Here is a 23,718-nt window from a genome sequence, read left to right as displayed (position 1 = left end):
AACTCCTAACGCTTGTGGCCTGTGTCGAGCTTGCGTTCCAGATGCATGGAATAGCGCGACATACCAAAACAGAAAATCCAGAACACCAGGGCGGCAAACACATAGCCTTCGGTGGCCATGCCCAGCCATTTCGGATCGGCGGCGGCTTGCTTGACGCTGTTGAGCAGGTCGAACAGGCCGATGATGATCACCAGGCTGGTGTCCTTGAACAGCGCGATGAAGGTGTTGACGATGCCGGGGATCACCAGCTTCAGGGCTTGCGGCAGAATCACCAGGCCCATGCTGCGCCAGTAGCCCAGCCCCATCGCTGCAGCCGCTTCGTACTGCCCCTTGGGAATCGCTTGCAGACCACCGCGCACCACCTCGGCCACGTAGGCCGACTGGAACAGGATCACGCCGATCAGGGCCCGCAGCAGCTTGTCGAAGTTCATGCCTTCAGGCAGGAACAGCGGCAGCATCACCGAGGACATGAACAGCACCGTGATCAACGGCACGCCGCGCCAGAATTCGATGAAGGTCACGCAGACCACGCGAATCGCCGGCATGTTCGAACGACGCCCCAGGGCCAGGACAATCCCCAGCGGCAGCGCACCGGCGATGCCGACGGTGGCGATCACCAGGGTCAGCATCAGGCCGCCCCACTGGCTGGTCGCCACGGCGTCCAGACCCAATACGCCGCCATGCAGCAGGCACCAGGCAATGATCGGGTACAGCACCAGGAAGCTCAGTCCGTACACCGCCTTATGGTGAAAGCGCGAGATGAACAACGGCGCCACGCCAACGATCGCCAGCCACACCGTCAGGTCCACGCGCCAGCGCAGTTCCGGCGGGTAGTAGCCGTACATGAACTGGCCGAAGCGCTGCTGGATGAACACCCAGCAGGCGCCCTCCTTGGTGCAGTCGGCCTGGCTGGTGCCAACCCAGTTGGCATCGAGGATCGCCCACTGCAGGATCGGCGGGACAACCAGGTAAATCAGATAGAACGCAAACAGGGTCAACAGCGTGTTGAGCCAGCTGGAGAACATGTTCGCGCGCATCCACGCCACCACACCGATGCTGCTGCTCGGTGGGGGCATGTCAGGTTTGAAAGTATGAGTGCTCATGCGCTTTTCCTTACCGCTCGATCAGCGCAATGCGCTTGTTGTACCAGTTCATCAGCAGGGAAATGCTGATACTGATCGCCAGGTACACGCTCATGGTGATCGCAATCACCTCGATCGCCTGGCCGGTCTGGTTCAGCACCGTTCCTGCGAACAGCGAGACCATTTCCGGATAACCGATACCGGCCGCCAGCGAGGAGTTCTTCGCCAGGTTCAGGTATTGGCTGGTCAGCGGTGGAATGATCACGCGCAGGGCTTGCGGGATGATCACCTTGCGCAGGGTCGGACCATTGCGCAGGCCGAGGGAATGCGCCGCTTCGGTCTGGCCGTGGCTGACCGACTTGATGCCCGAGCGCACGATCTCGGCGATGAACGCCGCGGTGTACACGGTCAAAGCCAGGGTCAGCGCCAGCAGTTCCGGGATCAGTACCCAGCCACCGACGAAGTTGAAGCCCTGCAGCTTCGGCATCTCCCAGTGCACCGGTGCGCCGAAAACCAGCGCGCACAGCGCAGGGATCACCAGGAACATCGCCAGGCCAACCCAGAACTTGTGGAATGGCACACCGGTGGCTTCAAAGCGTTTGGTGGCCCAGCGGCTCATCAGCACAATGGCGACGATGGCGACTACAACGCTGATCACAAACGGCCAGAAACCGTCCGCCATCAACGCCGCCGGCATGTTCAGGCCACGGCTGCTGACAAAGAAGGTATCGCCGAAGTTGTGGCTGTTGCGCGGCCCAGGCATGGTCAGGAACACCGCGAAGTACCAGAACAGGATCTGCAGCAGCGGCGGAATGTTACGGAAGACCTCCACGTACACCGTCGCCACTTTGGCGATGATCCAGTTCTTCGACAGCCGCGCCACACCCACGATGAAACCCAGGATCGTCGCCAGGATCACACCGATGAAGGTCACCAGCAGCGTGTTGAGCAGGCCGATGACAAACACCCGGGCGTATGTGTCCGCCTCGGTGTAGTCGATCAGGTGTTGAGCGATGCCGAAACCGGCACTGCGCTCCAGAAAGTCGAAACCGGAGGTAATGCCCCGGTGCTGCAGGTTGGTCTGGGTGTTATCGAACAGATACCAGCCCAGCGAGACCACCCCGATAACCGTGATGATCTGGAATACCCACGCACGCACTCGTGGATCGCTGAGGCTGAGCCTCTGCTTAGGTGCGCCGATTGAATTTTGCATGAAGTGCCCCGGAAATAATGGAACAGAACATCACCCGGTGGTTGGCCCACCGGGTGATAGAACCATCAGCGCACTGGTGGTGCGTATTGAATGCCGCCAGCGTTCCACAGAGCGTTCAGCCCGCGGTCGATTTCCAGCGGAGTGCTCTTGCCGAGGTTTTTCTCGAACACTTCGCCGTAGTTACCAACCTGCTTGACGATCTGCACGACCCAGTCTTTCTTCACTTTCAGGTCTTTGCCGTATTCACCGTCGGTACCCAGCAGACGGGCAACATCAGGGTTCTTGGTGCCCTTGGCTTCGGCTTCGACGTTCTTCGAAGTGATACCGGCTTCTTCAGCGTTGAGCATGGCGTAGCCAGTCCAGCGCACGATGGCCAGCCACTCGTCGTCGCCATTACGCACGACCGGGCCCAGAGGCTCCTTGGAAATGGTTTCCGGCAGAACCACGTAGTCCTTCGGTGATGCCAGCTTGCTGCGCTGGGCGAACAGCTGGGATTTGTCGGAGGTCAGTACGTCGCAACGACCGGATTCCAGCGACTTGGCGCTTTCGTCGGAGGTGTCGAAGGTGATCGGGGTGTATTTCAAGCCGTTGCCGCGGAAGTAGTCGGAAACGTTCAGCTCGGTCGTGGTACCGGCCTGGATGCAGATGGTTGCACCGTCCAGCTCTTTAGCGCTTTTCACGCCCAGCTTGTTGTTTACCAGGAAGCCGATGCCGTCGTAGTAGGTGATGAAGCCCGGGAATTTCAGGCCCATGCCCGCATCACGGGAGCTGGTCATGGTGGTGTTGCGCGACAGAATGTCGATTTCGCCGGACTGCAGCGCGGTGAAGCGCTCCTTGGCGTTCAACTGGCTGAACTTGACCTTGGTCGCGTCGCCGAAGACAGCCGCCGCCACTGCACGGCAGTAGTCAGCATCGATACCGACGATCTTGCCGGTGGAATCCGGAACCGAGAAGCCTGGCAGGCCATCGCTGACGCCACACTGCACGAAACCTTTCTTCATCACTGCATCCAGGGTTGCGCCCGCCTGGGCAAACCCGCTGACACCGAGCGCTGCAGCTGCAGTCACGATAGCCAGGGTGGATTTCAACATCTTCATTCAAACCTCCAGTTTTGCTCTTGTTGTGTCGGAGCGTGAGTCCTGTCGCACCCTTTTGAGGCGTAGTCGACCCGTGTTGGCTTGTTTTTGGGTCAACCGACGTAAGACGTTAGCTATGAGTCTAGTAGGAGAAAAATCCACATCATGGAAAACTCGCTCTCACCAGTCGGCCGAACGGGCTGTAGCCCTTTCACGTTCGCGAAGCCCCGTATCGGCCTTTGGCGAACATCCATCACCGGATTCTTTTCAATCCCACTAACAACCTCGGCCTGATAGTGTTACCGACAGGCGTAGGATTTTTCATACAGAGTTCGCCATAGCAAAGCCCGTACCACACCGCTCGCCGAAGCGGTTCAGCTGCAGGTCAATAGCAAAACTTGTAACCTTGCGACATCTTCGTAACTGATCAACCACACACGCACTCAGCCCTCGCACTCAATGAGAGCGCACGCACACTTTTGGAGCAGCCATGACCAACCCCTTGATTCTTGAACCCGTCAAGACCGCAGACGCCTGCGTTATCTGGCTGCACGGCCTGGGTGCCGATCGCTACGACTTCCTGCCAGTGGCCGAAGCCCTGCAGGAATCCCTGTTGAGCACCCGCTTTGTTTTGCCCCAGGCGCCGAGCCGCGCCGTCACCATCAACGGCGGATACGAGATGCCGAGCTGGTACGACATATTGGCCATGAGCCCCGCGCGCGCGATCAACCGCGAGCAACTGGAAGAGTCTGCCAACTGGATCATCGAACTGGTCGAATCGCAGAAGGCCAGCGGAATAGACGCCTCGCGGATTTTCCTGGCCGGCTTTTCCCAAGGCGGTGCCGTGGTGATCCACACCGCTTTTCTGAAGTGGCAGGGACCGCTGGGTGGCGTCATTGCCCTTTCTACTTATGCACCGACCTTCAGCGACGAACTGCAACTGTCCGCCAGCCAGCAGCGCATTCCGGTACTGTCGATGCACGGCCAATACGACGATGTGGTGCAGAACTCGATGGGACGCAGCGCCTACGAGCACTTGAAGCATCGTGGTGTCACCGTGACATGGCAGGAATACCCAATGGGCCACGAAGTGTTACCCGAGGAAATTCGCGACATCGGCACCTGGCTCACCGAGCGCTTGCGTTGACCCTCCAGGTTCCTTTCTTTGTTTAAAAGGCCCCTTTGATCCATCCCACTACGCCGCGCCCGATTCTTGCATTACACTGGCCGGCGTACATTCCTTAACCAATTGATGAGATGACCGTGCTCAAAGCACTCAAGAAAATGTTCGGTAAAAGCGAGACTGAGCAACTCGCGCCAGTCCCCAGCGCTCCGTCTCACGCTCCCAGCCACCGCACCGACGGTAATCAGCCTGAACGGACCGCCACCACGACGGCACCCAAGCATGAGCCCAAGCCCGCACCCGCTGCCCAACCTGTGGCGATAGCAGCCCCGGAACAGCCGCTCAGCGAAACACCGAAACCCGCCAAACCGCGCCGCGAACCCAAGCCCAAAGCGCCGGTCATCCCATGGAAACTCGAAGACTTCGTTGTCGAGCCCCAGGAAGGCAAAACCCGCTTCCACGATTTCAAGCTGGCCCCTGAACTGATGCACGCCATCCAGGACCTGGGCTTCCCGTATTGCACGCCGATCCAGGCACAGGTGCTGGGCTTCACCCTCGCTGGCAAAGACGCCATCGGCCGCGCCCAGACCGGTACCGGCAAAACCGCTGCGTTCCTGATCTCGATCATCACCCAGTTGCTGCAAACCCCGCCGCCGAAAGAGCGCTACATGGGTGAGCCACGGGCGCTGATCATCGCGCCGACCCGCGAACTGGTGGTGCAGATCGCCAAGGACGCCGCCGACCTGACCAAGTACACCGGCCTCAACGTCATGACCTTCGTCGGCGGCATGGACTTCGACAAGCAGCTCAAGCACCTCGAAGCCCGCCACTGCGACATCCTGGTGGCCACGCCGGGCCGCCTGCTGGACTTCAACCAGCGCGGCGACGTGCATCTGGACATGGTCGAAGTGATGGTGCTGGACGAAGCCGACCGCATGCTCGACATGGGCTTCATCCCGCAAGTGCGCCAGATCATTCGCCAGACGCCGCCGAAGGCCGAGCGCCAGACGCTGCTGTTCTCCGCGACCTTCACCGAAGACGTGATGAACCTGGCCAAGCAATGGACCACCGACCCTGCCATCGTCGAAATCGAAGTCACCAACGTGGCCAACGAAAACGTCGAGCAGCACATCTACGCCGTGGCCGCTGCCGACAAGTACAAGCTGCTCTACAACCTGGTCAACGACAATGGCTGGGAACGGGTGATCGTGTTCGCCAACCGCAAGGATGAAGTGCGACGCATCGAAGAACGCCTGGTGCGCGACGGCATCAACGCTGCGCAACTGTCCGGCGACGTGCCGCAGCACAAGCGCATCAAGACCCTGGAAGGTTTCCGCGAAGGCAAGATCCGCGTTCTGGTCGCCACCGACGTGGCCGGTCGCGGTATCCACATCGACGGCATCAGCCACGTGATCAACTTCACCCTGCCGGAAGTGCCGGACGACTACGTGCACCGCATCGGACGGACCGGTCGTGCTGGCGCCGACGGTGTGTCCATCAGCTTTGCCGGTGAAGACGACTCCTACCAGTTACCGTCCATCGAGGAAAAACTGGGGCGCAAGATCAGCTGTGAAACACCACCGACGCATCTGCTGCGGGCGGTTGAGCGCAAGCGCCCACACTAAAGGACGCTGAAAAGACAAGCGCAGCCGGAAACGGACTGCGCTTTTTTTTCGCCCGGATATTGTGAGATACAACTAAAAGTCCATAATGGACAAATTAGTTTACTTTCAGTCCCGGAGCCGACCATGTCCAATACGCCCCAAGTGATCAACCAGAACCAGGCTCGCGAATTGCTGGCGCAGGTCGACGTGCCGCAGATCCTGCGCAAAATGTTCCGTGACCTGGCGGCCGGGCAAGCCGTGCAACCGGCACAACAACTGGTGGAATTTCCCCAGGGCGCCGGTGACTTCATCAACTACCTGGGTGTGTTGGCCGAAGACAGCGTGTACGGCATCAAGACTTCACCGTACATCGTCCGTGAGCAGGGCCCCTTGGTGACTGCATGGACTGTGCTGATGTCGATGCACACCGGTCAGCCGCTGTTGCTATGCGACGCCGGCGAATTGACCACCGCACGCACCGCCGCGACCACCGCCGTGGCGGTCGATGCCCTCGCGCCGCTTGCTGCCAATCGCCTGGCCATCATCGGCAGCGGCAAAGTGGCCCAGGCGCACCTGCATTACGTGAAAGGCCTGCGCGACTGGCAGAGCATCAGCCTGTACGCGCCGCACCTGAGCGATGATGCTCAAACCGTGAGCCTGCTGAAAAACATCGAACCACGCCTGAACATCGTTGAGAGTCGCGAAGCTGCCGTGCAGGACGCCGACGTGATCATGCTCTGCACCTCATCCGCAGGTCCGGTGATCGATCCGTCGAGCTTGCGCAAACCGGCGCTGATCACCTCCATCAGCACCAACGCCCCGCGTGCCCACGAAGTACCGCCGCAAAGCCTCAATGACATGCAGGTGTTCTGCGACTATCGCCTGACCACCCCGGGCGCGGCCGGTGAAATGCTGATCGCCGGCGAACAACATGGCTGGGACAAAAGCGCGATTGTCGGCGACCTGCCGGACCTGCTCAGCGATAAAGTCCAGCGCCCCGGTTACGATCGGCATGTGTTTTTCCGCTCCATCGGGCTGGGCCTGGAAGACATTGCGCTGGCCAATGCGATCTATCGCCTCACGCACTAACACCAACAGTCACCTGTGGGAGCGAGCTTGCTCGCGATAGCTATCTGTCATTCAGAAATGATGTTGACTGATACACCGCCATCGCGAGCAAGCTCGCTCCCACAAAGGCACCGACTTTATTGGCATTGGCGCTCTAAAGGAGACATTCATGAGCCAGGCAGATTTCATCATCATCGGCGGCGGTATCGCCGGCGCTTCCACCGGTTTCTGGCTGTCGCAGCATGGCCGTGTGATCGTACTCGAACGCGAATCCCATCCGGCCTACCATTCCACCGGACGTTCGGCTGCCCTGTACACCGCCGCCTACGGCACCCCGCAGGTTCGCGCACTGACCCTGGCCAGCCGGGACTTTTTCGACAATCCGCCCAGCGGTTTCTGCGAACACCCGCTGCTGACGCCACGCGGCGAAATGACCGTGGATTTCACCGGCGACCCGGACGAACTGAACAGGCAATACCAGAGCGCGAAAGCCACGGTGCCGGAGATGCAATTGCTCAGCACCGACGAGGCCTGCGCGCTGGTACCTATCCTGCGCCGGGAAAAAGTCCACGGCGCGATCTACGATCCGACCGCCACCGACATCGACACCGACGCCCTGCATCAGGGATACCTGCGAGGCATCCGCCGCAATCAGGGCGAAGTCCACACCGACGCCGAAGTCGTCAGCCTGAGCCGCGATGACCAGGGTACATGGCACGTCCAGACCGGCACTCAGACGTTCAGCGCCCCGGTCATCATCAACGCCGCCGGCGCCTGGGCCGACAGGATCGGCGAACTGGCCGGCGCCAGGCCCCTGGGTCTGCAACCGAAACGCCGTGCCGCGTTCATCTTCGCCGGCCCGGAGGGCGTGGACATCCATCATTGGCCAATGCTGGTCAGCCTCGACGAATCCTTCTATATGAAACCCGACGCCGGGATGTTCCTCGGTTCGCCGGCCAACGCCGATCCGGTGGAACCCCATGACGTACAGCCTGAAGAGCTGGACATCGCCATGGGCATCTACCAGATCGAAGAAGCCACGACCCTGACCATTCGCCGCCCGACCCGCACCTGGGCCGGCCTGCGCAGCTTCGTCAGCGACGGCGATTTGCTGTCCGGCTTCGATCCACAGGTGCCAGGGCTGTTCTGGGTCGCGGCGCAAGGCGGGTATGGCATCCAGACTTCGCCGGCCATGGGCCAGGCCAGCGCCGCACTGGTGCGCGGTGCGGCGTTGCCCGAGTCGCTCGGCCGGTTTGGCCTGAATGCCGACATGCTCTCCCCTGCCCGCCTCGGCTGAGCCTGATACTCAGGTGACGTGCCCCCACGATTACGGCACACTTTCAGCGCCCCTTTGATGGGGCGCTGACGCTGCCTGGAGTTCCACTGTATGAACGCCCCCGAAAAAGACTCGGCCCTGGACGACACGTCCCTGGATAACTTCCACGCGATCGCCGACGCCATCGCCACGTTGTTTTTCCCCCACGCCGAAGTGGTGCTGCACGACCTGCGCACGCAAAAGGTCGACTACATCGCCAACAACCTGTCCAAGCGGGAAATCGGCGACGATTCGGCGCTGGAAGACATGCTCAGCGACGATGTCAGCGAACGAAACATCGGGCCGTACGAAAAGCTAAATTGGGATGGCCAGAAGATTCGCAGCCTCAGCACGGTACTGCGCGACAGCGAAGGTCATCCGCTGGCGGTGCTGTGCATCAACCTGAATATTTCGCTGTTCGAGAATGCCAAGGCCGCTTTGGACCTGTTCCTGTCGCCGACCAAACTGATCCCGCAACCGGATGCACTGTTCCGCGATGACTGGCAGGAGCGGATCAACACCTTCCTCCACGCCTGGCTGCGCGAACGTCAGTTGAGCCTGAACCTGCTGACCCGTGACCACAAGCGTGAGCTGGTGCTGGCGTTGCACGCCGAAGGCGCGTTCAAGGGCAAAAGCGCATCGAACTACGTGGCCAATGTGCTGAACATGGGCCGGGCGACGGTGTACAAGCATTTGAAGGAATTGAAGGGCTAGGCCCCAAGAGATGTATTGGCTGGCAGGGCCTCATCGCGAGCAAGCTCGCTCCCACAGTGTCCGAGTCGTGCGCAAGAGATATGTACACCACTGAACCTGTGGGAGCGAGCTTGCTCGCGATAGCGGACTATCAGTCGCCGTAGATGTCCGACTTGAAGTACTTGTCCGAAATCTTCTGATACTCACCACTGGCACGAATGCCATCAATGGCCGTGTTCAACTCGCTGACCAGTTCAGTGTTGCCCTTGCGCACGGCAATCCCCGCCCCCTCGCCCACATACTTCGGATCTTTCAACTCCGGCCCGACAAAGGCATAACCCTTGCCACGCGGCATCGACAGGAAGTCATTGAGTGGAATGGTGTCGGCAAAAATCGCGTCGAGGCGACCGGCCGCCAGATCCATGTAGATTTCTTCGTTGTTGCTGTAGCGCTTGACGTTGATGCCCTTGGGCTCGAACACCTCGGTAGCGTAACGGTCCGTGGTGGTGGCGCGCTGCACGCCGACGGTCTTGCCCTTGAGGCTGGCGTACTGGTCATCCACCACCGCGCCGTCCTTCATCACCAGGCGCGAGGAGGTGAAATAGTACTTGTGGGTGAAGTCCACCGACTTCTTGCGGTCTTCGTTGATGGTCATGGACGACAGCGCCATGTCGATTTTCTTCACCTTCAGAGAAGGAATCAGACCGTCGAACTCGCCTTCGACCCACACACACTTGACCTTCATCTGCGCGCACAGGGCATTGCCGATGTCATAGTCGAAACCGACGATCTCGCCTTTGTCGGTTTTCGAAGCGAACGGTGGATACGCGGCTTCGATGCCGATGCGCAGGGTTTTCTCGGCGGCGAACACAGAACTGCACGCCAACAGGCTCAGGGCCAGACCGGTGATGAGGGGAAACTTCTTCATGTTCGTTTTCTCGCGGTTGTTGTTGGTTTGGCAAGACAGAAGAAAAAGCTGAAACGGGGGTGGAAACCTTTTTGTACTTATAATTCCATCTTGGACTTTTATGTATTAGTCGTCAATCAGGCAAATGCAGCTCGTGCCGGCCGATGGTCGGGTGGTGAATCCAGGGGTGATTGGTTGAATCTAAAGGCCTCATCGCGAGCAAGCTCGCTCCCACAGGTTCTTCGTCGTACACAAAACTCATGTTCGACCACATCCACTGTGGGAGCGAGCTTGCTCGCGATGACTGACTAAAGAACGCCGCAGGAACTACTGCTTCCAGCGATCCGCCGCCGCATGATCACTGTCACGCCCCTCGACCCAGCGCGGCCCGTCGCTGGTGTTTTCCTTCTTCCAGAACGGCGCGCGGGTTTTCAGGTAATCCATGACAAAGGCGCAGGCGTCGAATGCCGCCTGACGATGAGCGCTGGCCGCGCCGACGAAGACAATCGGCTCGCCCGGCTCCAGGGCGCCGATGCGGTGCAGCACTTCCAGCTTGAGCAGCGGCCAGCGCTGCTCCGCCTCAATGGCGATCTTGCCCAAGGCTTTTTCAGTCATGCCGGGATAGTGCTCGAGGAACATCCCGGCGACGTCCAGACCGTCATTGAAGTCGCGCACATAGCCGACAAAGCTCACCACCGCACCCACACCGACATTGGCGTCGTGCATGGCATTGACCTCGGCGCCCGGATCGAACGGCGTGGACTGCACGCGAATGGCCATGGTTCAGCCTCCGGTCACGGTCGGGAAGAACGCCACTTCATCGCCCTCGCTGACCGGCTCGTCGAGCTGGCAGAGGTCTTCGTTACGGGCGCACATCAGGTTCTGCTCGCTCAATACCTCGGCACCGTCGCGCTGGGCCAACAGCGCGCGGACATCGTCGACGGTGGCGAAGTTGCCTTCAACCTTCACCGAGTCCAGCCCCAGCGCTTCACGATAACGGGCGAAAAACTTCACGGTCACGTTCATGGCTGCTCCGCCTGGAAATGTCCGCTCTTGCCGCCGACCTTCTCCAGCAGACGCACGCTTTCGATGGTCATGCCGCGGTCCACGGCCTTGCACATGTCGTAGATGGTCAGCGCGGCGACACTGGCGGCGGTCAGCGCTTCCATCTCGACGCCGGTCTGCCCGGACAGCTTGCAGCGCGCCACGATGCGCACCGAATCGTCGCCTTCGGCACTGAGTTCGACCTTGACGCCGGTCAGCATCAGCGGATGGCACAGTGGAATCAGATCGCTGGTTTTCTTCGCCGCCTGGATGCCGGCAATGCGCGCCACGGCAAACACATCACCCTTGGGGTGGCCGCCGCTGACGATCATCTGCAGGGTCTCGGGCAGCATGCGCACCAGCGCTTGGGCCGTCGCCTCACGGAACGTCACGGCTTTTTCAGTGACGTCGACCATGTTGGCGCGGCCTTGGGAATCGAGATGAGTCAGCACGGGATTACTCCTGATCAGGAGCGTCGATTGTAAACCTGTGGGTCAATTTTTCGCACGCACGATTATCGGACCACACATCCCCCTGTAGGAGCGAGCCTGCTCGCGAAAAACGCAAGGACAACGCGGTCATTCAGGTAACACGCATTATCGTTCACGTCCATCGCGAGCAGGCTCGCTCCTACAGGGGTTATGGGTCGGGCATAAAAAACCGGGCGGCCCGCGAAGGCCGCCCGGTTTTGTGTGGAGCGATTACAAGTGCGATTCGGCGTATTCGGCCAGGATCGAACGTGGTACCCCTTGCAAGGTGATGTGCACCCCGTTCGGGAAGTCCTTGAAGCGTTCAGTGAGGTAGGTCAGCCCGGAGCTGGTCGCGGACAGGTAAGGGGTGTCGATCTGTGCCAGGTTGCCCAGGCACACCACTTTGGAGCCGGCGCCGGCACGGGTGATGATGGTTTTCATCTGGTGCGGCGTGAGGTTCTGGCATTCGTCGATCAGGATCAGGCTCTGCTGGAAGCTGCGGCCCCGGATGTAGTTGAGGGATTTGAACTGCAACGGCACTTTGCTGAGGATGTAGTCGACGCTGCCATGGGTGCTTTCGTCATCCATGTGCAAGGCTTCGAGGTTGTCGGTGATGGCGCCCAGCCACGGCTCCATTTTTTCCGCCTCGGTGCCGGGCAGGAAGCCGATTTCCTGGTCCAGGCCCTGCACGCTGCGGGTGGCGATGATGCGGCGATAACGTTTGCTGACCATGGTCTGCTCGATTGCAGCAGCCAGCGCCAGGATGGTTTTACCCGAGCCTGCGGCACCCGACAGGTTGACCAGGTGGATGTCCGGATCGAGCAAGGCGTACAACGCCAGGCTCTGATAGATATCACGCGGTTTCAGGCCCCAGGCCTCTTGGTGCAACAGTGGTTCCTGGTGCAGGTCGAGGATCAGCAAGCGGTCCTCTTCGATCTCCTTGATCCAGCCGACAAAGCCCTGTTCATCAATGATGAATTCATTGATGTGCACCGCCGGCAGATTGTCGATCAACTGCACCTGATGCCAGGTGCGGCCGTGGTCCTGACGGGTTTCAACCTTGCTCACGCGGTCCCAGAAAGAGCCGGTCATGTTGTGGTAGCCATTGGGAAGCAAGGACACGTCATCGACCAGTTGGTCGGTGCTGTAGTCCTCGGCCGCGATCCCGCAGGCGCGCGCCTTGAGGCGCATGTTGATGTCTTTGGTGACCAGCACCACGGGCTTCTTCGGGTCGCGTGTGTGCAGATCGATCAGTTGATTGATGATTTTGTTGTCATTCAGGTGCTCGGGCAGAATCAGGTTCGGCTCGGCATGCTTGCTCATCAGAATTGACAGCAAACCCTTGGGTCCGCTTTTGCCACGCTGGATCGGCACACCCTGCTCGACGTCCTCGGGTGAGGCATCGCCCAGGGTCTTGTCGATCAGGCGGATGGCCTGGCGGCATTCGGCGGCAACGCTGTGATGCCCGCTCTTGAGCTTGTCGAGCTCTTCTAGCACGGTCATCGGGATTGCGACGTGGTGTTCTTCGAAGTTGAGCAGCGCGTTTGGATCGTGAATCAATACGTTGGTATCGAGTACATAAAGGATTGGCTGGTTGGAAGAAGAGCTACGTCCGTGATCATCCATACTCGGTCACCTTTGTGGGAGCCATTCGACGCAATACCCTGACGGTGCTGCGCCTCGAAGTGACTGCCGAATACACCTGCGGGGACTCAAGTGTTTTGCCTGCATAGCTGGGTCTTGGGAGACGCCACCTGTGTTGCAGGTTTCGGCGGTCTGTCTTCGTAATACTCCAAAACGTGTGACAGAAAAAAGTACTTTGACGCTTTTTTGAAGTTTATTTTTCAGAGTGACCAATAACACTTGGCGGACTGCCATCACCCGTTTACAGTCGGAAGTCAACCTGCAACAAACTCCCCTGCAAAATCGCCAAAAACCCAATGTTTACTGGGTTTGGCCGTTTCAGCGAAATGCATCCTGGCAATCCTCCCAACCGATCCCGACCGGCGCCGTTTGTGTGACCAGCCACGGCAACGCCGTTTTCACCCCATCCTGCTTCACATTGAAATTGATGACCCCGTGCCGCCACAGCAGCATCAGGGTCAGCACCCGTTGCGCACTCGGGTTGCCCTTGAGTTTGCCGGCGCCGTCCTGGGCGTCGATGTCCCACAGCGCTACCTGCAATCCCTGAGCCTTGAAGAAGCCTTCGGCATCGGAACGGCGCTGGCCATCGGGCGGACGGAACAGTGGCACGAAGTTCTCCGGCAGCTTGCTTTTGACCAGTTCGGCGCTGCGGCGCACCGAGTCCTGCCAGTCCTGCCAGTGACTGTGGGAGCGAAATTCCCAGCCTTGCACGCCGATGCACTGGGTCGAGTAGGTCGCTTGCAGGTGACTCACCGATTGCTCGGCCAAACGGGCCTGGATGTCCTTGCCGAGGACAAAGAACGTCCCGCTCATGTTCGACTTGCGCAGGTACTCGGTGACCCAGGCGGTGTTGTCCGGCGCGGCGTTGGCAGCACTGTCGAAGGTCAGCAGAAACAGCCGGTCGTGCATCCCGTCGCCGGAGCGCTCATAGTCGCCAAAATGATCGACTTCGCTGCTGGTTTGCGGGAACAGGGCGGCCTTGCGCAATTGTTCGTCCAGGTACTGGGTGTGGAACACACGACTCGGCTCGGCCCACTTGATGTAGTAGCTGTCTGCACTGACCTGGAACTTGGCAGCTTGTTCGCGCAGGGTGGGCATGTCTTCGACCAGAAAACAGAACGACGCATCCTGGTCGCAACTCTGTTGGGCGTAGTTGTAGTTGGCCAGCAGCCGTTGCCACAGATGCTGGCGAACCCGGTTGACCGATTCCAGGTTGATCGTACGCAAGCCCAGGCGCTGGGCCATGGCGGGCTCGTCCAGCGCTTCGCTGGCCAACAGCACACTGGAAAACATGAGGATCTCGGCCCTCGACGCCACGTCGAACAGCGTTGGACTGACGAGTTTTTCTGGCCAGGTGCTGCGATCAAGCGTCGCCACATCGCCCGGTGCCGCGATGGCAGCGACGCTCAGTAGCCAGATCGAGATGAGAAAAGCGATACGCAATGGGATGTCTCCATAACAAAACCCGCGCGGCACTATAGCTGATCGCGGCCCTCATTCCCGCAGCAACCCCAACCTCCTGTGGGAGCGAGCTTGCTCGCGATGACGGTGCATCAGCCAACATCTTTTCCGAATGTCAGACCGCTATCGCGAGCAAGCTCGCTCCCACAGGTTTTGGTGCAAAGCCACCGGCCATCCACCTATGGACGCCATAGCTGGAGTCAACGCCGACAACCCCCTAGAATCGCCGCCATGATTAAAGGAGATGACTCATGCTGATGGTGATTTCACCCGCCAAGACCCTCGATTATGAAACACCGCCGGCGACCCAGCGCTTCACCCAGCCGCAGTACCTCGACCACTCCCAGGAGCTGATCCTGCAGTTGCGCGAACTGTCCCCGGCACAGATCAGCGAATTGATGCACGTTTCCGACAAGATCGGCGGGCTCAACGCCGCGCGTTTCGGCAGCTGGACGCCCGCGTTCACCCCGGAAAACGCCAAGCAGGCGCTGCTGGCCTTCAAGGGCGATGTGTACACCGGCCTGAATGCACAAACCTTCAGCGAAGCCGATTTTGACTATGCCCAGCAACATCTGCGCATGTTGTCCGGCCTGTACGGCCTGCTGCGTCCACTGGACCTGATGCAACCCTATCGCCTGGAAATGGGCACCAAATTGCCCAACGCCCGGGGCAAGGACCTGTATGCCTTCTGGGGTACACGCATCAGCGAATGGCTGAACGAAGCGCTGGTCGATCAAGGCGATGACGTGCTGCTCAACCTGGCGTCCAACGAGTACTTCTCGGCGGTCAAACGCAACGCCTTGAACGCACGCATCATCAATACCGAGTTCAAGGACCTGAAGAACGGCCAGTACAAGATCATCAGCTTCTACGCGAAAAAGGCTCGCGGCTTGATGAGCCGCTTCGTCATCGAAGAACGCATCAACGATCCGGCCACCCTCAAGCAATTCGACGTTCAAGGCTATCGCTACAGCGCTGAACAGTCCAAACCGGACAACCTGGTGTTTCTGCGCGATCACGCACCAGAGTGATGCAGCCGGTCGGCGCATGAGCGAACAACCCCTCATGCGCTGTCCATTGATCGTCCGACAATTTCCCCTCCGATCGCCAACCTATTGGCGTCAAAAAACCTTGATCATTTCCTAACTTTAGTTTCACTCGACTTCAATCATTTTTTTGCGTAGTGGCACTGATTTTTTTTAACAGTAGTGGCAAAAAACTATCCGACCCAATTATCAGCCTATATATCAAGGGCCAAACGGCAAGTGCTATCAATATGAGAGCAGTGCCATCTTTCTCAATATTTCAAGAAATTTCAGATTTCACGATGAGCGGACTGGAACTATGTCCAAACGCGCCGTTCATACCACTGGTAACGATTCTCGCCGAGCCTGTACGAGATAACTTACGCAGATAAGCGATTCTTGTAGCGAAGTTGCAATACCAACTTGCGCTGACTAATCACTGATTTGAGCAACGGCAAGCGGACAGGAGATAACGCAGCATGACTATCCCCTACAAGGCCACGGCTGTGCCCCTATAAACGTGCTCACCCGAGCACCCAACCGCTTGATCTACGGGCTTCCGGCCTGAGATCAAGCGTGCAAGGCCGTTGCACCTGCATCCTTCGAAAGGAGGATCGGCTGCATAACAGGGCAAATCATAACAACAAGGCCTAGTTGCGCACCCCTTGAGTGCATTTATTTAGACACTCGTAACTTATATGCCAGCACACGGCATTGCTGCGCCTGTAAGGCGCACTTGCGAGTGCACTAAAACACGCTGAACACCATTAACTCCGGCCATCTAAATGGCTTGATCAATACAGAGGTAATTGCGATGCGCATCAGCATATTTGGTTTGGGTTACGTTGGCGCAGTATGTGCCGGTTGCCTGTCTGCACGGGGTCATGACGTCGTTGGCGTCGATGTGGCCAAAGACAAGATCGATATGATCAATGCCGGCAAATCGCCGATTGTTGAACCAGGCCTGGGCGAACTTCTGGCCCAAGGCATCCAGACCGGTCGCCTGCGTGGCACCACCAACTTCGCCGAGGCGATTCGCGACACCGACCTGTCGATGATCTGCGTGGGCACGCCGAGCAAAAAGAACGGCGACCTGGAACTGAACTACATCGAGGCAGTGTGCCGCGAAATCGGTTTTGTCCTGCGTGACAAGACCACCCGCCACACCATCGTCGTGCGCAGCACCGTGTTGCCGGGCACCGTGGCCAACGTGGTCATCCCGATTCTCGAAGACTGCTCCGGCAAGAAGGCCGGCGTTGATTTCGGCGTGGCCGTGAACCCTGAGTTCCTGCGCGAAAGCACCGCCATCGCCGACTACGACCAGCCGCCAATGACCGTCATCGGCGAGTTCGACAAAGCGTCCGGTGACGTTCTGCAATCGCTGTACGAAGAACTCGACGCGCCGATCATCCGCAAGGACATCGCGGTCGCCGAGATGATCAAGTACACCTGCAACGTGTGGCACGCCACCAAGGTCACCTTCGCCAACGAAATCGGCAACATCGCCAAGGCGGTCGGCGTCGACGGTCGCGAAGTGATGGACGTGGTCTGCCAGGACAAGACCCTCAACCTGTCCCAGTACTACATGCGCCCGGGCTTCGCCTTCGGCGGCTCGTGCCTGCCAAAGGACGTGCGTGCACTGACCTACCGCGCCGGCTCCCTGGACGTGGAAGCACCGTTGCTCAACTCGCTGATGCGCAGCAACGAATCCCAGGTGCAGAACGCTTTCGACATCGTTTCCAGCCACGACAAACGCAAAGTCGCCCTGCTGGGCCTGAGCTTCAAGGCCGGTACCGACGACCTGCGCGAAAGCCCGCTGGTTGACCTGGCGGAAATGCTGATCGGCAAGGGCTACGACCTGAGCATCTACGACAGCAACGTCGAGTACGCCCGCGTTCACGGTGCCAACAAGGACTACATCGAGTCGAAGATTCCGCACGTCTCGTCCTTGCTCAACGCCGACTTCGACGCGGTGATCAACAACTCCGACGTGATCATCCTCGGCAACCGTGACGAGAAATTCCGTGCCCTGGTGCAGGACGTTCCACACGGCAAGCAGGTGATCGACCTGGTGGGCTTCATGTCCAAGGCCACCAGCGTCAAAGGTCGCACCGAAGGTATCTGCTGGTAAGCCCCCTGTAGGAGCGAGCTTGCTCGCGATGCACCTGAGTACACCGCTGGGTATCAGATACCCAGCGTCATCGTTGGCGACCATCGCGAGCAAGCTCGCTCCTACAGGTTTGTACGCCTGCGTTAACCCGAGATCTAGACGGATGCAGATTATGCACAGGCTAAAGCACGGCCTACTCCAGGCCGCCGGTTGGCTGTTCTACCTGAGTTTACTGATGGGCCTCGCCATGGCGTTGCCCCTGTCCACGTTCGACTCCGAGTCGAAGGACTTCATTTTCCTGATTGGCGCCGTGGGTATCTGGCGCTACTCGATGGGTGCCACGCACTTTGTGCGCGGCATGATTTTTCTGTACGTCGTCTACCCGCACCTGCGGCGCAAAGTGCGCAAGCTGGGCAAAGCGGCTGACCCGTCCCACGTGTTTCTGATGGTCACCAGCTTTCGTATCGATGCGCTGACCACTGCGCAGGTCTACAGCTCGGTGATCCGCGAAGCCATCGACTGCGACCTGCCGACCACCGTGGTCTGCTCCATCGTGGAAATGTCCGATGAGCTGCTGGTCAAAAGCCTGTGGAACCGGATGAACCCACCGGCCCGGGTCAAGCTCGACTTCGTGCGCATTCCCGGCACCGGCAAGCGCGATGGCCTGGCCTACGGCTTCCGCGCCATCTCCCGGCACCTGCCGGACGATCGCGCCGTGGTCGCAGTGATTGATGGTGACACCGTGCTCGGCGAAGGCGTGGTGCGCAAGACCGTGCCGTGGTTCCAGTTGTTCGGCAATGTCGGCGGCCTGACCACCAACGAATTCTGCGAAGTGCGCGGCGGCTACATCATGAGCGAATGGCACAAGCTGCGTTTCGCCCAGCGTCACATCAACATGTGCTCGATGGCCCTGTCCAAGCGCGTGCTGACCATGACCGGGCGCATGTCGGTGTTCCGCGCCACCGTGGTCACCAACCCGGAGTTCATCGCCGACGTGGAAAGCGACTCGCTGCAACACTGGCGCCTGGGTCGTTTCAAGTTCCTTACCGGCGATGACAAGTCGAGCTGGTTCAGCCTGATGCGCCTGGGCTACGACACCTTCTACGTGCCCGACGCGGCGATCAATACCGTTGAACACCCGCCGGAAAAGAGCTTCATCAAGGCCAGTCGCAAACTGATGTTCCGCTGGTACGGCAACAACCTGCGGCAGAACTCCCGTGCCCTGGGCCTGGGGATCAAGCGCCTCGGCATGTTCACTTCGGTGGTGCTGTTCGACCAGCGCGTGTCGATGTGGACCTCGCTGCTGGGCCTGACCGTGGCGCTGATCGCCAGCTTCAAGTACGGCACCGCGTTCATCCTGGTGTACCTGCTGTGGATCGGCATCACCCGGTTCATCCTGACCTTGTTGCTGTCGTGCTCCGGACACCGGATCGGCCCGGCCTACCCGGCGATTCTCTATTACAACCAGATCGTCGGCGCGCTGGTGAAGATCTACGTGTTCTTCCGCCTCGACCAACAGTCCTGGACTCGCCAACCCACTTCTCTGACCCGTGATCTCGCCAGCTTTCAACGTTGGTTCAACACCTGGTCGTCTCGGACCATGACCTTCTCTGCCGGCAGCATTTTTGTCGCCGTGCTGCTGTTGATGGTCTGACCGCCCCCTTATTGAATTAACCAGGAAATCGCCCTTATGAATACCGCCGTCAACGCCAACGTAGTGCACGAATCCGAAGCCCAGCGCCAACACGCCCGCGTGAAAATCCCGGCCAAGTTGCGCTTCTTCGGCCCTGACCGGACACCGGTCGAAGCCCGGGTGATCGACCTTTCCGCCGGTGGCCTGGCGTTCAACGCCGGTCAGTTGCCGCTGAAAATTGGCGATGTGTACAAGGCCCGCCTGCAATTCGTCATCGACAACCTCGGCCTGGCCATGGACGTCGAGTTGCAGGTCCGCTCCTTCGACCGCGAAACCGGACGTGCCGGCTGCCAGTTCCAGAACCTGGAACCACGGGACATCTCGACCCTGCGCCACCTGATCACTTCGCACCTGGCTGGCGACATCGTCAGCGTGGGTGAAATGCTGGCGACCCTGCAGCGCGACAACTTCACCAAGGCGCGCAAGATGAAGGACGGCGGCCACGGTATGACCGCGTTCGGACGCCTGAAAGCCGTGACCTTCAGCCTGGGGATCTTTGTGGTAGGTGTTGCCGCCTTCGGCTTCGTTTTCAAATCGGTGTACGGCATGTACTTCGTCAGTCACGCCCAGGCCGGTCTGGTCAGCGTGCCGGGCGTGAACATCACTATGCCTCGCGACGGTACCGTACAGAGCCTGGTGAAAGCCGACGGCGTAGCCGCCAAGGGCGCACCGCTGGCGACTTTCAGCACCAGCATGCTCGACGTGCTCAAGGGCCATCTGGACGAAGACCAACTGCAACCGGCCAAGGTTGCAGAACTGTTCGGCAAGCAGATGACCGGCACCCTGACCTCGCCTTGCGATTGCACCGTGGCCCAGCAAATGGTCGCCAACGGTCAGTACGCCAGCAAGGGCGACGTGATCTTCCAACTGGTCCCGCGGGGCGGCGAAGCCAATGTTGAAGCGCGCTTCTCCTATCGCCAGTTCGGCGACGTACGCCCGGGTACTTCGGTGCGCTTCCAGATCGCCGGCGAAGACAAGAGCCGCACCGGCAAGATCGTCAGCAGCACCAGCCTGAAAAGCGCCGACCTGTCCTCGGACATCCGCGTGCTGATCCAGCCGGACGAAACCCTGGACAGCGCCCTCGCCGGCCGCCCGGTGGAAGTCAGCAGCGACCGTGGCCCGAACCTGAACTGGCTGATCGACAAAGCCATGGCTGTCGGTCTTTAAGTCGAGGATATGCCTGTGACTACTCCAACCCTCAACACGCCGCCGACCCTGTGGGAGCGAGCTTGCTCGCGATGGGATCGACGCGGTTTGTCTGATGCACCGAGCCAGCCGCATCGCGAGCAAGCTCGCTCCCACATGGGATTTGCGTTCTGTTCGCTAGCCCTGGCGGTCAGCCTCAGCGGCTGCGCCGGCCTCCCCGACCAGCGCCTGGCCAACGAAGCGCTCAAGCGCGGCGATACCGCCACCGCTGCGGCGAACTACCGGCAACTGGCAGACCTGGGCTACAGCGAAGCACAGGTCGGCCTGGCCGATATCCAGGTCGACAGCCATGACCCGGCGCAGATGAAACAGGCCGAGGCGACTTACCGCGCCGCGGCCAGCGTTTCGCCGCGCGCCCAGGCACGCCTCGGTCGCCTGCTGGTGGCCAAGCCCGGCTCCACCGAAGCCGAGCAGCACGAAGCCGAAACCCTGTTGAAAAAAGCCGCCGCCGCGGGCGAAGGCAACACGCTGATTCCGCTGGCGATGCTGTACCTGCAATACCCGCACAGCTTTCCCAACGTGAATGCCCAGCAGCAGATCAGCCAATGGCGTGCCGAGAACAAGCCGGAAGCCGGCTTGGCGCAAGTGCTGCTCTATCGCACCCAGGGCACCTACGACCAGCATCTGGATGACGTGGAAAAGATCTGCAAGGCCGCGCTCAACACCAGCGACATCTGTTACGTCGAACTGGCCACGGTCTACCAGAAACAGGCCAAGCCAGAACAACAGGCCGAGCTGATCAAGCAGATGCAAGCGGCTCACACTCGCGGCAGCGTTTCGGCGCAGCGCGTCGACAGCGTCGCCCGTGTGCTCGCCGATGCGACCCTGGGCAAGACCGACGAGAAGACCGCGCAATCGCTGCTCGAACCGATCGCCCCGGGCTACCCGGCGTCGTGGGTCACCCTCGCGCAGTTGATCTACGACTTCCCGGAACTCGGCGACGTCGACCAGATGATGAAGTACCTGGACAACGGCCGCGCCGCCGACCAGCCCCGCGCCGAGCTGTTGCTGGGCAAGCTCTACTTCGAAGGCAAACTGGTGCCGGCCGACGCCAAGGTCGCCGAGGAGCATTTCCAGAAAGCCGTCGGCCGCGAAGTCGCCGCCGATTACTACCTCGGCCAGATCTATCGCCGTGGCTACCTGGGCAAGGTCTATCCGCAGAAGGCCCTCGACCATCTGTTGACCGCTGCGCGCAACGGCCAGAACAGCGCCGACTTCGCCATCGCCCAACTGTTTTCCCAAGGCAAGGGCACCAAGCCTGATCCGCTGAACGCCTACGTCTTCAGCCAACTGGCCCTGGCCCAGAACACGCCGCAAGCCACCGAGCTTGCGCAAACAATCCAAACGCAATTGCCGCCCGACCGGTTGGCCGAAGCCCAACGCCTGTTGAAACAAGAACAGGCCGTGCGCGGTGCCCTGAGCCCGAACACGCCGGAACTGCACACCCTGCAAGAAGAAGTCAGCGAGGAAACCCAATGAAGTTGAATCCATTCATGAAGGCCGGCATCGGCCTGACATTCGCGCTGATCTGGTCTTGCCCGACGCTTGCTGCGATGACTGAAGAAACCAAGAACTTCGGCCTGGACGTGAAAATCACCGGCCAGTCCGAAGACGATCGCGACCTCGGCACCCAGCGCGGCGGCGACGTCAACGGCCTCGGCCTTGACCTGCGCCCGTGGGTGTATGGCGAAAGCGGCGCGTGGAGCGCTTACGCCATGGGTCAGGCGGTGACGTCCACCGACATCATCGAGACCGACACACTGCAAGAGTCCGAAGGCACCGAGAACACCAGCAACAATGACCGCCAGACCAAGAAGAACTACCTGGCGATGCGCGAATTCTGGGTCGGCTACAGCGGTTTCACGCCCTACCCCGGCGAGATCCTGAAACTCGGTCGTCAGCGTCTGCACAACGACGACGGTCAATGGCGCGATACCAACATCGAAGCCCTGAACTGGACCTTCGACACCACCTTGTTGCGCGCCAACGCGGGTGTCGCCGAGCGCTTCAGCGAGTACCGCACTGACCTGAAAGAGCTGTCCCCCAAGGACAAGGATCGCCTGCACGCCTACGCCGATGCCGAATACCAATGGACACCGGGTCACTGGGCCGGCATTCGCGGTCACCACACTCACGATGACGGCAAGCTCGACTATCCGGAACCGGGCGTACCTTCCGATTCGCTGGACAAAAAACAGAATGGCGACATCAGCTGGCTGGGCTTGCAGGCCAACAGCGATGCCTACAACTGGCGCAACACTAATACCTTCAACTACTGGGGCAGCATCACCGGCATGAGTGGCGACCGCGACACGGTCAACCCGCTGAACGCTGATGGCACCGCCCCCGCACAACCCAAGAGCAGCGGCAATGTCGATGGCTGGGCCACCGACCTGGGCGTGCGCCTGCGCCTCGATCCGCAATGGCAAGTCGGTGCGGCCTACGCCCGGGCCAGCGCCGATTACGAACAGAACGGCCTGGAAAGCAACCGCTCGAACTACACCGGTACACGTTCACGCGTGCACCGTTTCGGCGAAGCCTTCCGTGGCGAAATGAACAACATGCAATCGGCCACGCTGTTCGGTTCGTGGATGCTCAACGACGAGTACGACGCCAGCCTGATCTACCACAAATTCTGGCGCGTCGACGGCAACAAGCCGATCACCAGCGACGGCATCGATGCCGTGCAGAACAACACCGACGACGTGACCGGCGCCGTGTTGTCCAGCACCTCCCTGCCGCTGAACGATGGCGAAAAAGACCTCGGCCAGGAAATGGATCTGGTCGTCACCAAGTACTTCAAGCAAGGCCTGTTGCCAGCGGCGTTGAGCCAGAAGATCGATGAGCCTTCGGCCCTGGTGCGCTTCCGTGGCGGTGTGTTCAAGCCCGGCGACGCCTATGGCAAAGAAGTCGATTCGTACATGCATCGCGCGTTCATCGACGTGGTCTGGAAATTCTGATGCAGAGCGCGAAGGGAGTCCTCG

Annotated in this window: 20 protein-coding genes; 11 read left to right on the top strand and 9 right to left on the bottom strand. The window is 60.0% G+C overall.

Going from position 1 to position 23,718, the window contains the following annotated elements:
- Window positions 1–5: 5 nt before the first annotated feature.
- The 3 genes from Q8X48_RS00765 to Q8X48_RS00755 form a co-directional block, all read right to left on the bottom strand.
- Entirely contained in the window at window positions 6–1,103 is a 1,098-nt protein-coding gene (locus Q8X48_RS00765; RefSeq protein ID WP_407799167.1) for an amino acid ABC transporter permease, read from the bottom strand.
- Window positions 1,104–1,113: 10 nt separating this feature from the next.
- The gene (locus Q8X48_RS00760; RefSeq protein ID WP_218482047.1) at window positions 1,114–2,295 is read right to left on the bottom strand and encodes an amino acid ABC transporter permease; all 1,182 of its coding nucleotides are present in this window, start codon (window positions 2,293–2,295) and stop codon (window positions 1,114–1,116) included.
- 65 nt (window positions 2,296–2,360) lie between these two features.
- Window positions 2,361–3,392 (bottom strand): amino acid ABC transporter substrate-binding protein, encoded by a 1,032-nt coding sequence (locus Q8X48_RS00755; RefSeq protein WP_102698486.1) that lies wholly within the window; start codon window positions 3,390–3,392, stop codon window positions 2,361–2,363.
- A gap of 469 nt (window positions 3,393–3,861) precedes the next feature.
- On the opposite strand from Q8X48_RS00755, the gene Q8X48_RS00750 reads away from it, so the two are divergent.
- From Q8X48_RS00750 to Q8X48_RS00730, 5 genes are all read left to right on the top strand, one after another.
- Window positions 3,862–4,518 carry an alpha/beta hydrolase gene (locus Q8X48_RS00750; protein WP_126047430.1) on the top strand — a complete coding sequence of 219 codons (657 nt, stop codon included), beginning with the start codon at window positions 3,862–3,864 and terminating at the stop codon, window positions 4,516–4,518.
- A 110-nt stretch (window positions 4,519–4,628) separates the two neighbouring features.
- Window positions 4,629–6,119, top strand: coding sequence for an ATP-dependent RNA helicase RhlB (gene rhlB / locus Q8X48_RS00745; RefSeq protein ID WP_015096727.1), 1,491 nt, complete (start codon window positions 4,629–4,631; stop codon window positions 6,117–6,119).
- A gap of 123 nt (window positions 6,120–6,242) precedes the next feature.
- Complete coding sequence (locus Q8X48_RS00740; protein ID WP_407799166.1) at window positions 6,243–7,187, top strand: ornithine cyclodeaminase family protein; 945 nt, start codon at window positions 6,243–6,245, stop codon at window positions 7,185–7,187.
- 148 nt (window positions 7,188–7,335) lie between these two features.
- A complete protein-coding gene (locus tag Q8X48_RS00735) occupies window positions 7,336–8,463 on the top strand; it encodes an NAD(P)/FAD-dependent oxidoreductase (protein WP_015096729.1) in 1,128 nt (375 codons plus the stop codon).
- 90 nt (window positions 8,464–8,553) lie between these two features.
- Window positions 8,554–9,195, top strand: a complete 642-nt coding sequence (locus Q8X48_RS00730) for a helix-turn-helix transcriptional regulator (protein WP_007972668.1) — start codon at window positions 8,554–8,556, stop codon at window positions 9,193–9,195.
- A gap of 130 nt (window positions 9,196–9,325) precedes the next feature.
- Here the strand turns inward: Q8X48_RS00730 and Q8X48_RS00725 are convergent, their stop codons facing one another.
- The 6 genes from Q8X48_RS00725 to Q8X48_RS00700 all read right to left on the bottom strand — a co-directional run bounded on the left by Q8X48_RS00725 (window position 9,326) and on the right by Q8X48_RS00700 (window position 14,682).
- Window positions 9,326–10,102, bottom strand: a complete 777-nt coding sequence (locus Q8X48_RS00725; RefSeq protein ID WP_015096730.1) for an ABC transporter substrate-binding protein — start codon at window positions 10,100–10,102, stop codon at window positions 9,326–9,328.
- Window positions 10,103–10,408: 306 nt separating this feature from the next.
- Complete coding sequence (gene moaE, locus Q8X48_RS00720) at window positions 10,409–10,861, bottom strand: molybdopterin synthase catalytic subunit MoaE (protein ID WP_015096731.1); 453 nt, start codon at window positions 10,859–10,861, stop codon at window positions 10,409–10,411.
- Window positions 10,862–10,864: 3 nt separating this feature from the next.
- The gene (moaD, locus tag Q8X48_RS00715; RefSeq protein WP_075945584.1) at window positions 10,865–11,107 is read right to left on the bottom strand and encodes a molybdopterin converting factor subunit 1; all 243 of its coding nucleotides are present in this window, start codon (window positions 11,105–11,107) and stop codon (window positions 10,865–10,867) included.
- Window positions 11,104–11,577: a cyclic pyranopterin monophosphate synthase MoaC gene (gene moaC / locus Q8X48_RS00710; protein WP_007972660.1), complete on the bottom strand. Its 474-nt coding sequence runs from the start codon at window positions 11,575–11,577 to the stop codon at window positions 11,104–11,106. The genes moaD and moaC overlap by 4 nt, the downstream gene beginning before the upstream one ends.
- A 249-nt stretch (window positions 11,578–11,826) precedes the next feature.
- The gene (locus Q8X48_RS00705; RefSeq protein WP_007972659.1) at window positions 11,827–13,221 is read right to left on the bottom strand and encodes a PhoH family protein; all 1,395 of its coding nucleotides are present in this window, start codon (window positions 13,219–13,221) and stop codon (window positions 11,827–11,829) included.
- Window positions 13,222–13,557: 336 nt separating this feature from the next.
- Window positions 13,558–14,682, bottom strand: a complete 1,125-nt coding sequence (locus tag Q8X48_RS00700; protein WP_407799165.1) for a polysaccharide deacetylase family protein — start codon at window positions 14,680–14,682, stop codon at window positions 13,558–13,560.
- 269 nt (window positions 14,683–14,951) lie between these two features.
- On the opposite strand from Q8X48_RS00700, the gene yaaA reads away from it, so the two are divergent.
- The 6 genes from yaaA to Q8X48_RS00670 all read left to right on the top strand — a co-directional run bounded on the left by yaaA (window position 14,952) and on the right by Q8X48_RS00670 (window position 23,694).
- Entirely contained in the window at window positions 14,952–15,731 is a 780-nt protein-coding gene (gene yaaA, locus Q8X48_RS00695) for a peroxide stress protein YaaA (RefSeq protein WP_095965506.1), read from the top strand.
- A gap of 808 nt (window positions 15,732–16,539) precedes the next feature.
- Complete coding sequence (locus tag Q8X48_RS00690; RefSeq protein ID WP_007972653.1) at window positions 16,540–17,856, top strand: nucleotide sugar dehydrogenase; 1,317 nt, start codon at window positions 16,540–16,542, stop codon at window positions 17,854–17,856.
- 151 nt (window positions 17,857–18,007) lie between these two features.
- The gene (gene alg8 / locus Q8X48_RS00685; protein ID WP_407799164.1) at window positions 18,008–19,489 is read left to right on the top strand and encodes a mannuronan synthase; all 1,482 of its coding nucleotides are present in this window, start codon (window positions 18,008–18,010) and stop codon (window positions 19,487–19,489) included.
- A gap of 36 nt (window positions 19,490–19,525) precedes the next feature.
- Window positions 19,526–20,695, top strand: coding sequence for a PilZ domain-containing protein (locus tag Q8X48_RS00680; RefSeq protein ID WP_407799163.1), 1,170 nt, complete (start codon window positions 19,526–19,528; stop codon window positions 20,693–20,695).
- A gap of 15 nt (window positions 20,696–20,710) precedes the next feature.
- Window positions 20,711–22,213, top strand: coding sequence for an alginate biosynthesis TPR repeat lipoprotein AlgK (gene algK / locus Q8X48_RS00675; RefSeq protein ID WP_407799162.1), 1,503 nt, complete (start codon window positions 20,711–20,713; stop codon window positions 22,211–22,213).
- Window positions 22,210–23,694: an alginate export family protein gene (locus Q8X48_RS00670; RefSeq protein WP_407799161.1), complete on the top strand. Its 1,485-nt coding sequence runs from the start codon at window positions 22,210–22,212 to the stop codon at window positions 23,692–23,694. The genes algK and Q8X48_RS00670 overlap by 4 nt, the downstream gene beginning before the upstream one ends.
- Window positions 23,695–23,718 lie beyond the last annotated feature (24 nt).

It is taken from the genome of Pseudomonas sp. QLc11A (assembly GCF_052112305.1).
Taxonomy (GTDB): Bacteria; Pseudomonadota; Gammaproteobacteria; order Pseudomonadales; family Pseudomonadaceae; genus Aquipseudomonas; species Aquipseudomonas laurylsulfatiphila.
This window is presented reverse-complemented; position numbering and strand designations above follow the sequence as displayed.

What these genes read in the sequence shown, in the direction of transcription:
- Q8X48_RS00735 (WP_015096729.1), top strand. Translation starts at nt 7,336, where the DNA reads ATGAGCCAGGCAGATTTCATCATCATCGGCGGCGGTATCGCCGGCGCT.
- Q8X48_RS00760 (WP_218482047.1), bottom strand. Translation starts at nt 2,295, where the DNA reads ATGCAAAATTCAATCGGCGCACCTAAGCAGAGGCTCAGCCTCAGCGAT.
- rhlB (WP_015096727.1), top strand. Translation starts at nt 4,629, where the DNA reads ATGACCGTGCTCAAAGCACTCAAGAAAATGTTCGGTAAAAGCGAGACT.
- yaaA (WP_095965506.1), top strand. Translation starts at nt 14,952, where the DNA reads ATGCTGATGGTGATTTCACCCGCCAAGACCCTCGATTATGAAACACCG.
- Q8X48_RS00705 (WP_007972659.1), bottom strand. Translation starts at nt 13,221, where the DNA reads ATGGATGATCACGGACGTAGCTCTTCTTCCAACCAGCCAATCCTTTAT.
- alg8 (WP_407799164.1), top strand. Translation starts at nt 18,008, where the DNA reads ATGCACAGGCTAAAGCACGGCCTACTCCAGGCCGCCGGTTGGCTGTTC.
- Q8X48_RS00755 (WP_102698486.1), bottom strand. Translation starts at nt 3,392, where the DNA reads ATGAAGATGTTGAAATCCACCCTGGCTATCGTGACTGCAGCTGCAGCG.
- Q8X48_RS00725 (WP_015096730.1), bottom strand. Translation starts at nt 10,102, where the DNA reads ATGAAGAAGTTTCCCCTCATCACCGGTCTGGCCCTGAGCCTGTTGGCG.
- Q8X48_RS00730 (WP_007972668.1), top strand. Translation starts at nt 8,554, where the DNA reads ATGAACGCCCCCGAAAAAGACTCGGCCCTGGACGACACGTCCCTGGAT.
- Q8X48_RS00750 (WP_126047430.1), top strand. Translation starts at nt 3,862, where the DNA reads ATGACCAACCCCTTGATTCTTGAACCCGTCAAGACCGCAGACGCCTGC.
- Q8X48_RS00740 (WP_407799166.1), top strand. Translation starts at nt 6,243, where the DNA reads ATGTCCAATACGCCCCAAGTGATCAACCAGAACCAGGCTCGCGAATTG.
- Q8X48_RS00690 (WP_007972653.1), top strand. Translation starts at nt 16,540, where the DNA reads ATGCGCATCAGCATATTTGGTTTGGGTTACGTTGGCGCAGTATGTGCC.
- Q8X48_RS00670 (WP_407799161.1), top strand. Translation starts at nt 22,210, where the DNA reads ATGAAGTTGAATCCATTCATGAAGGCCGGCATCGGCCTGACATTCGCG.
- moaE (WP_015096731.1), bottom strand. Translation starts at nt 10,861, where the DNA reads ATGGCCATTCGCGTGCAGTCCACGCCGTTCGATCCGGGCGCCGAGGTC.
- moaD (WP_075945584.1), bottom strand. Translation starts at nt 11,107, where the DNA reads ATGAACGTGACCGTGAAGTTTTTCGCCCGTTATCGTGAAGCGCTGGGG.
- Q8X48_RS00765 (WP_407799167.1), bottom strand. Translation starts at nt 1,103, where the DNA reads ATGAGCACTCATACTTTCAAACCTGACATGCCCCCACCGAGCAGCAGC.
- Q8X48_RS00680 (WP_407799163.1), top strand. Translation starts at nt 19,526, where the DNA reads ATGAATACCGCCGTCAACGCCAACGTAGTGCACGAATCCGAAGCCCAG.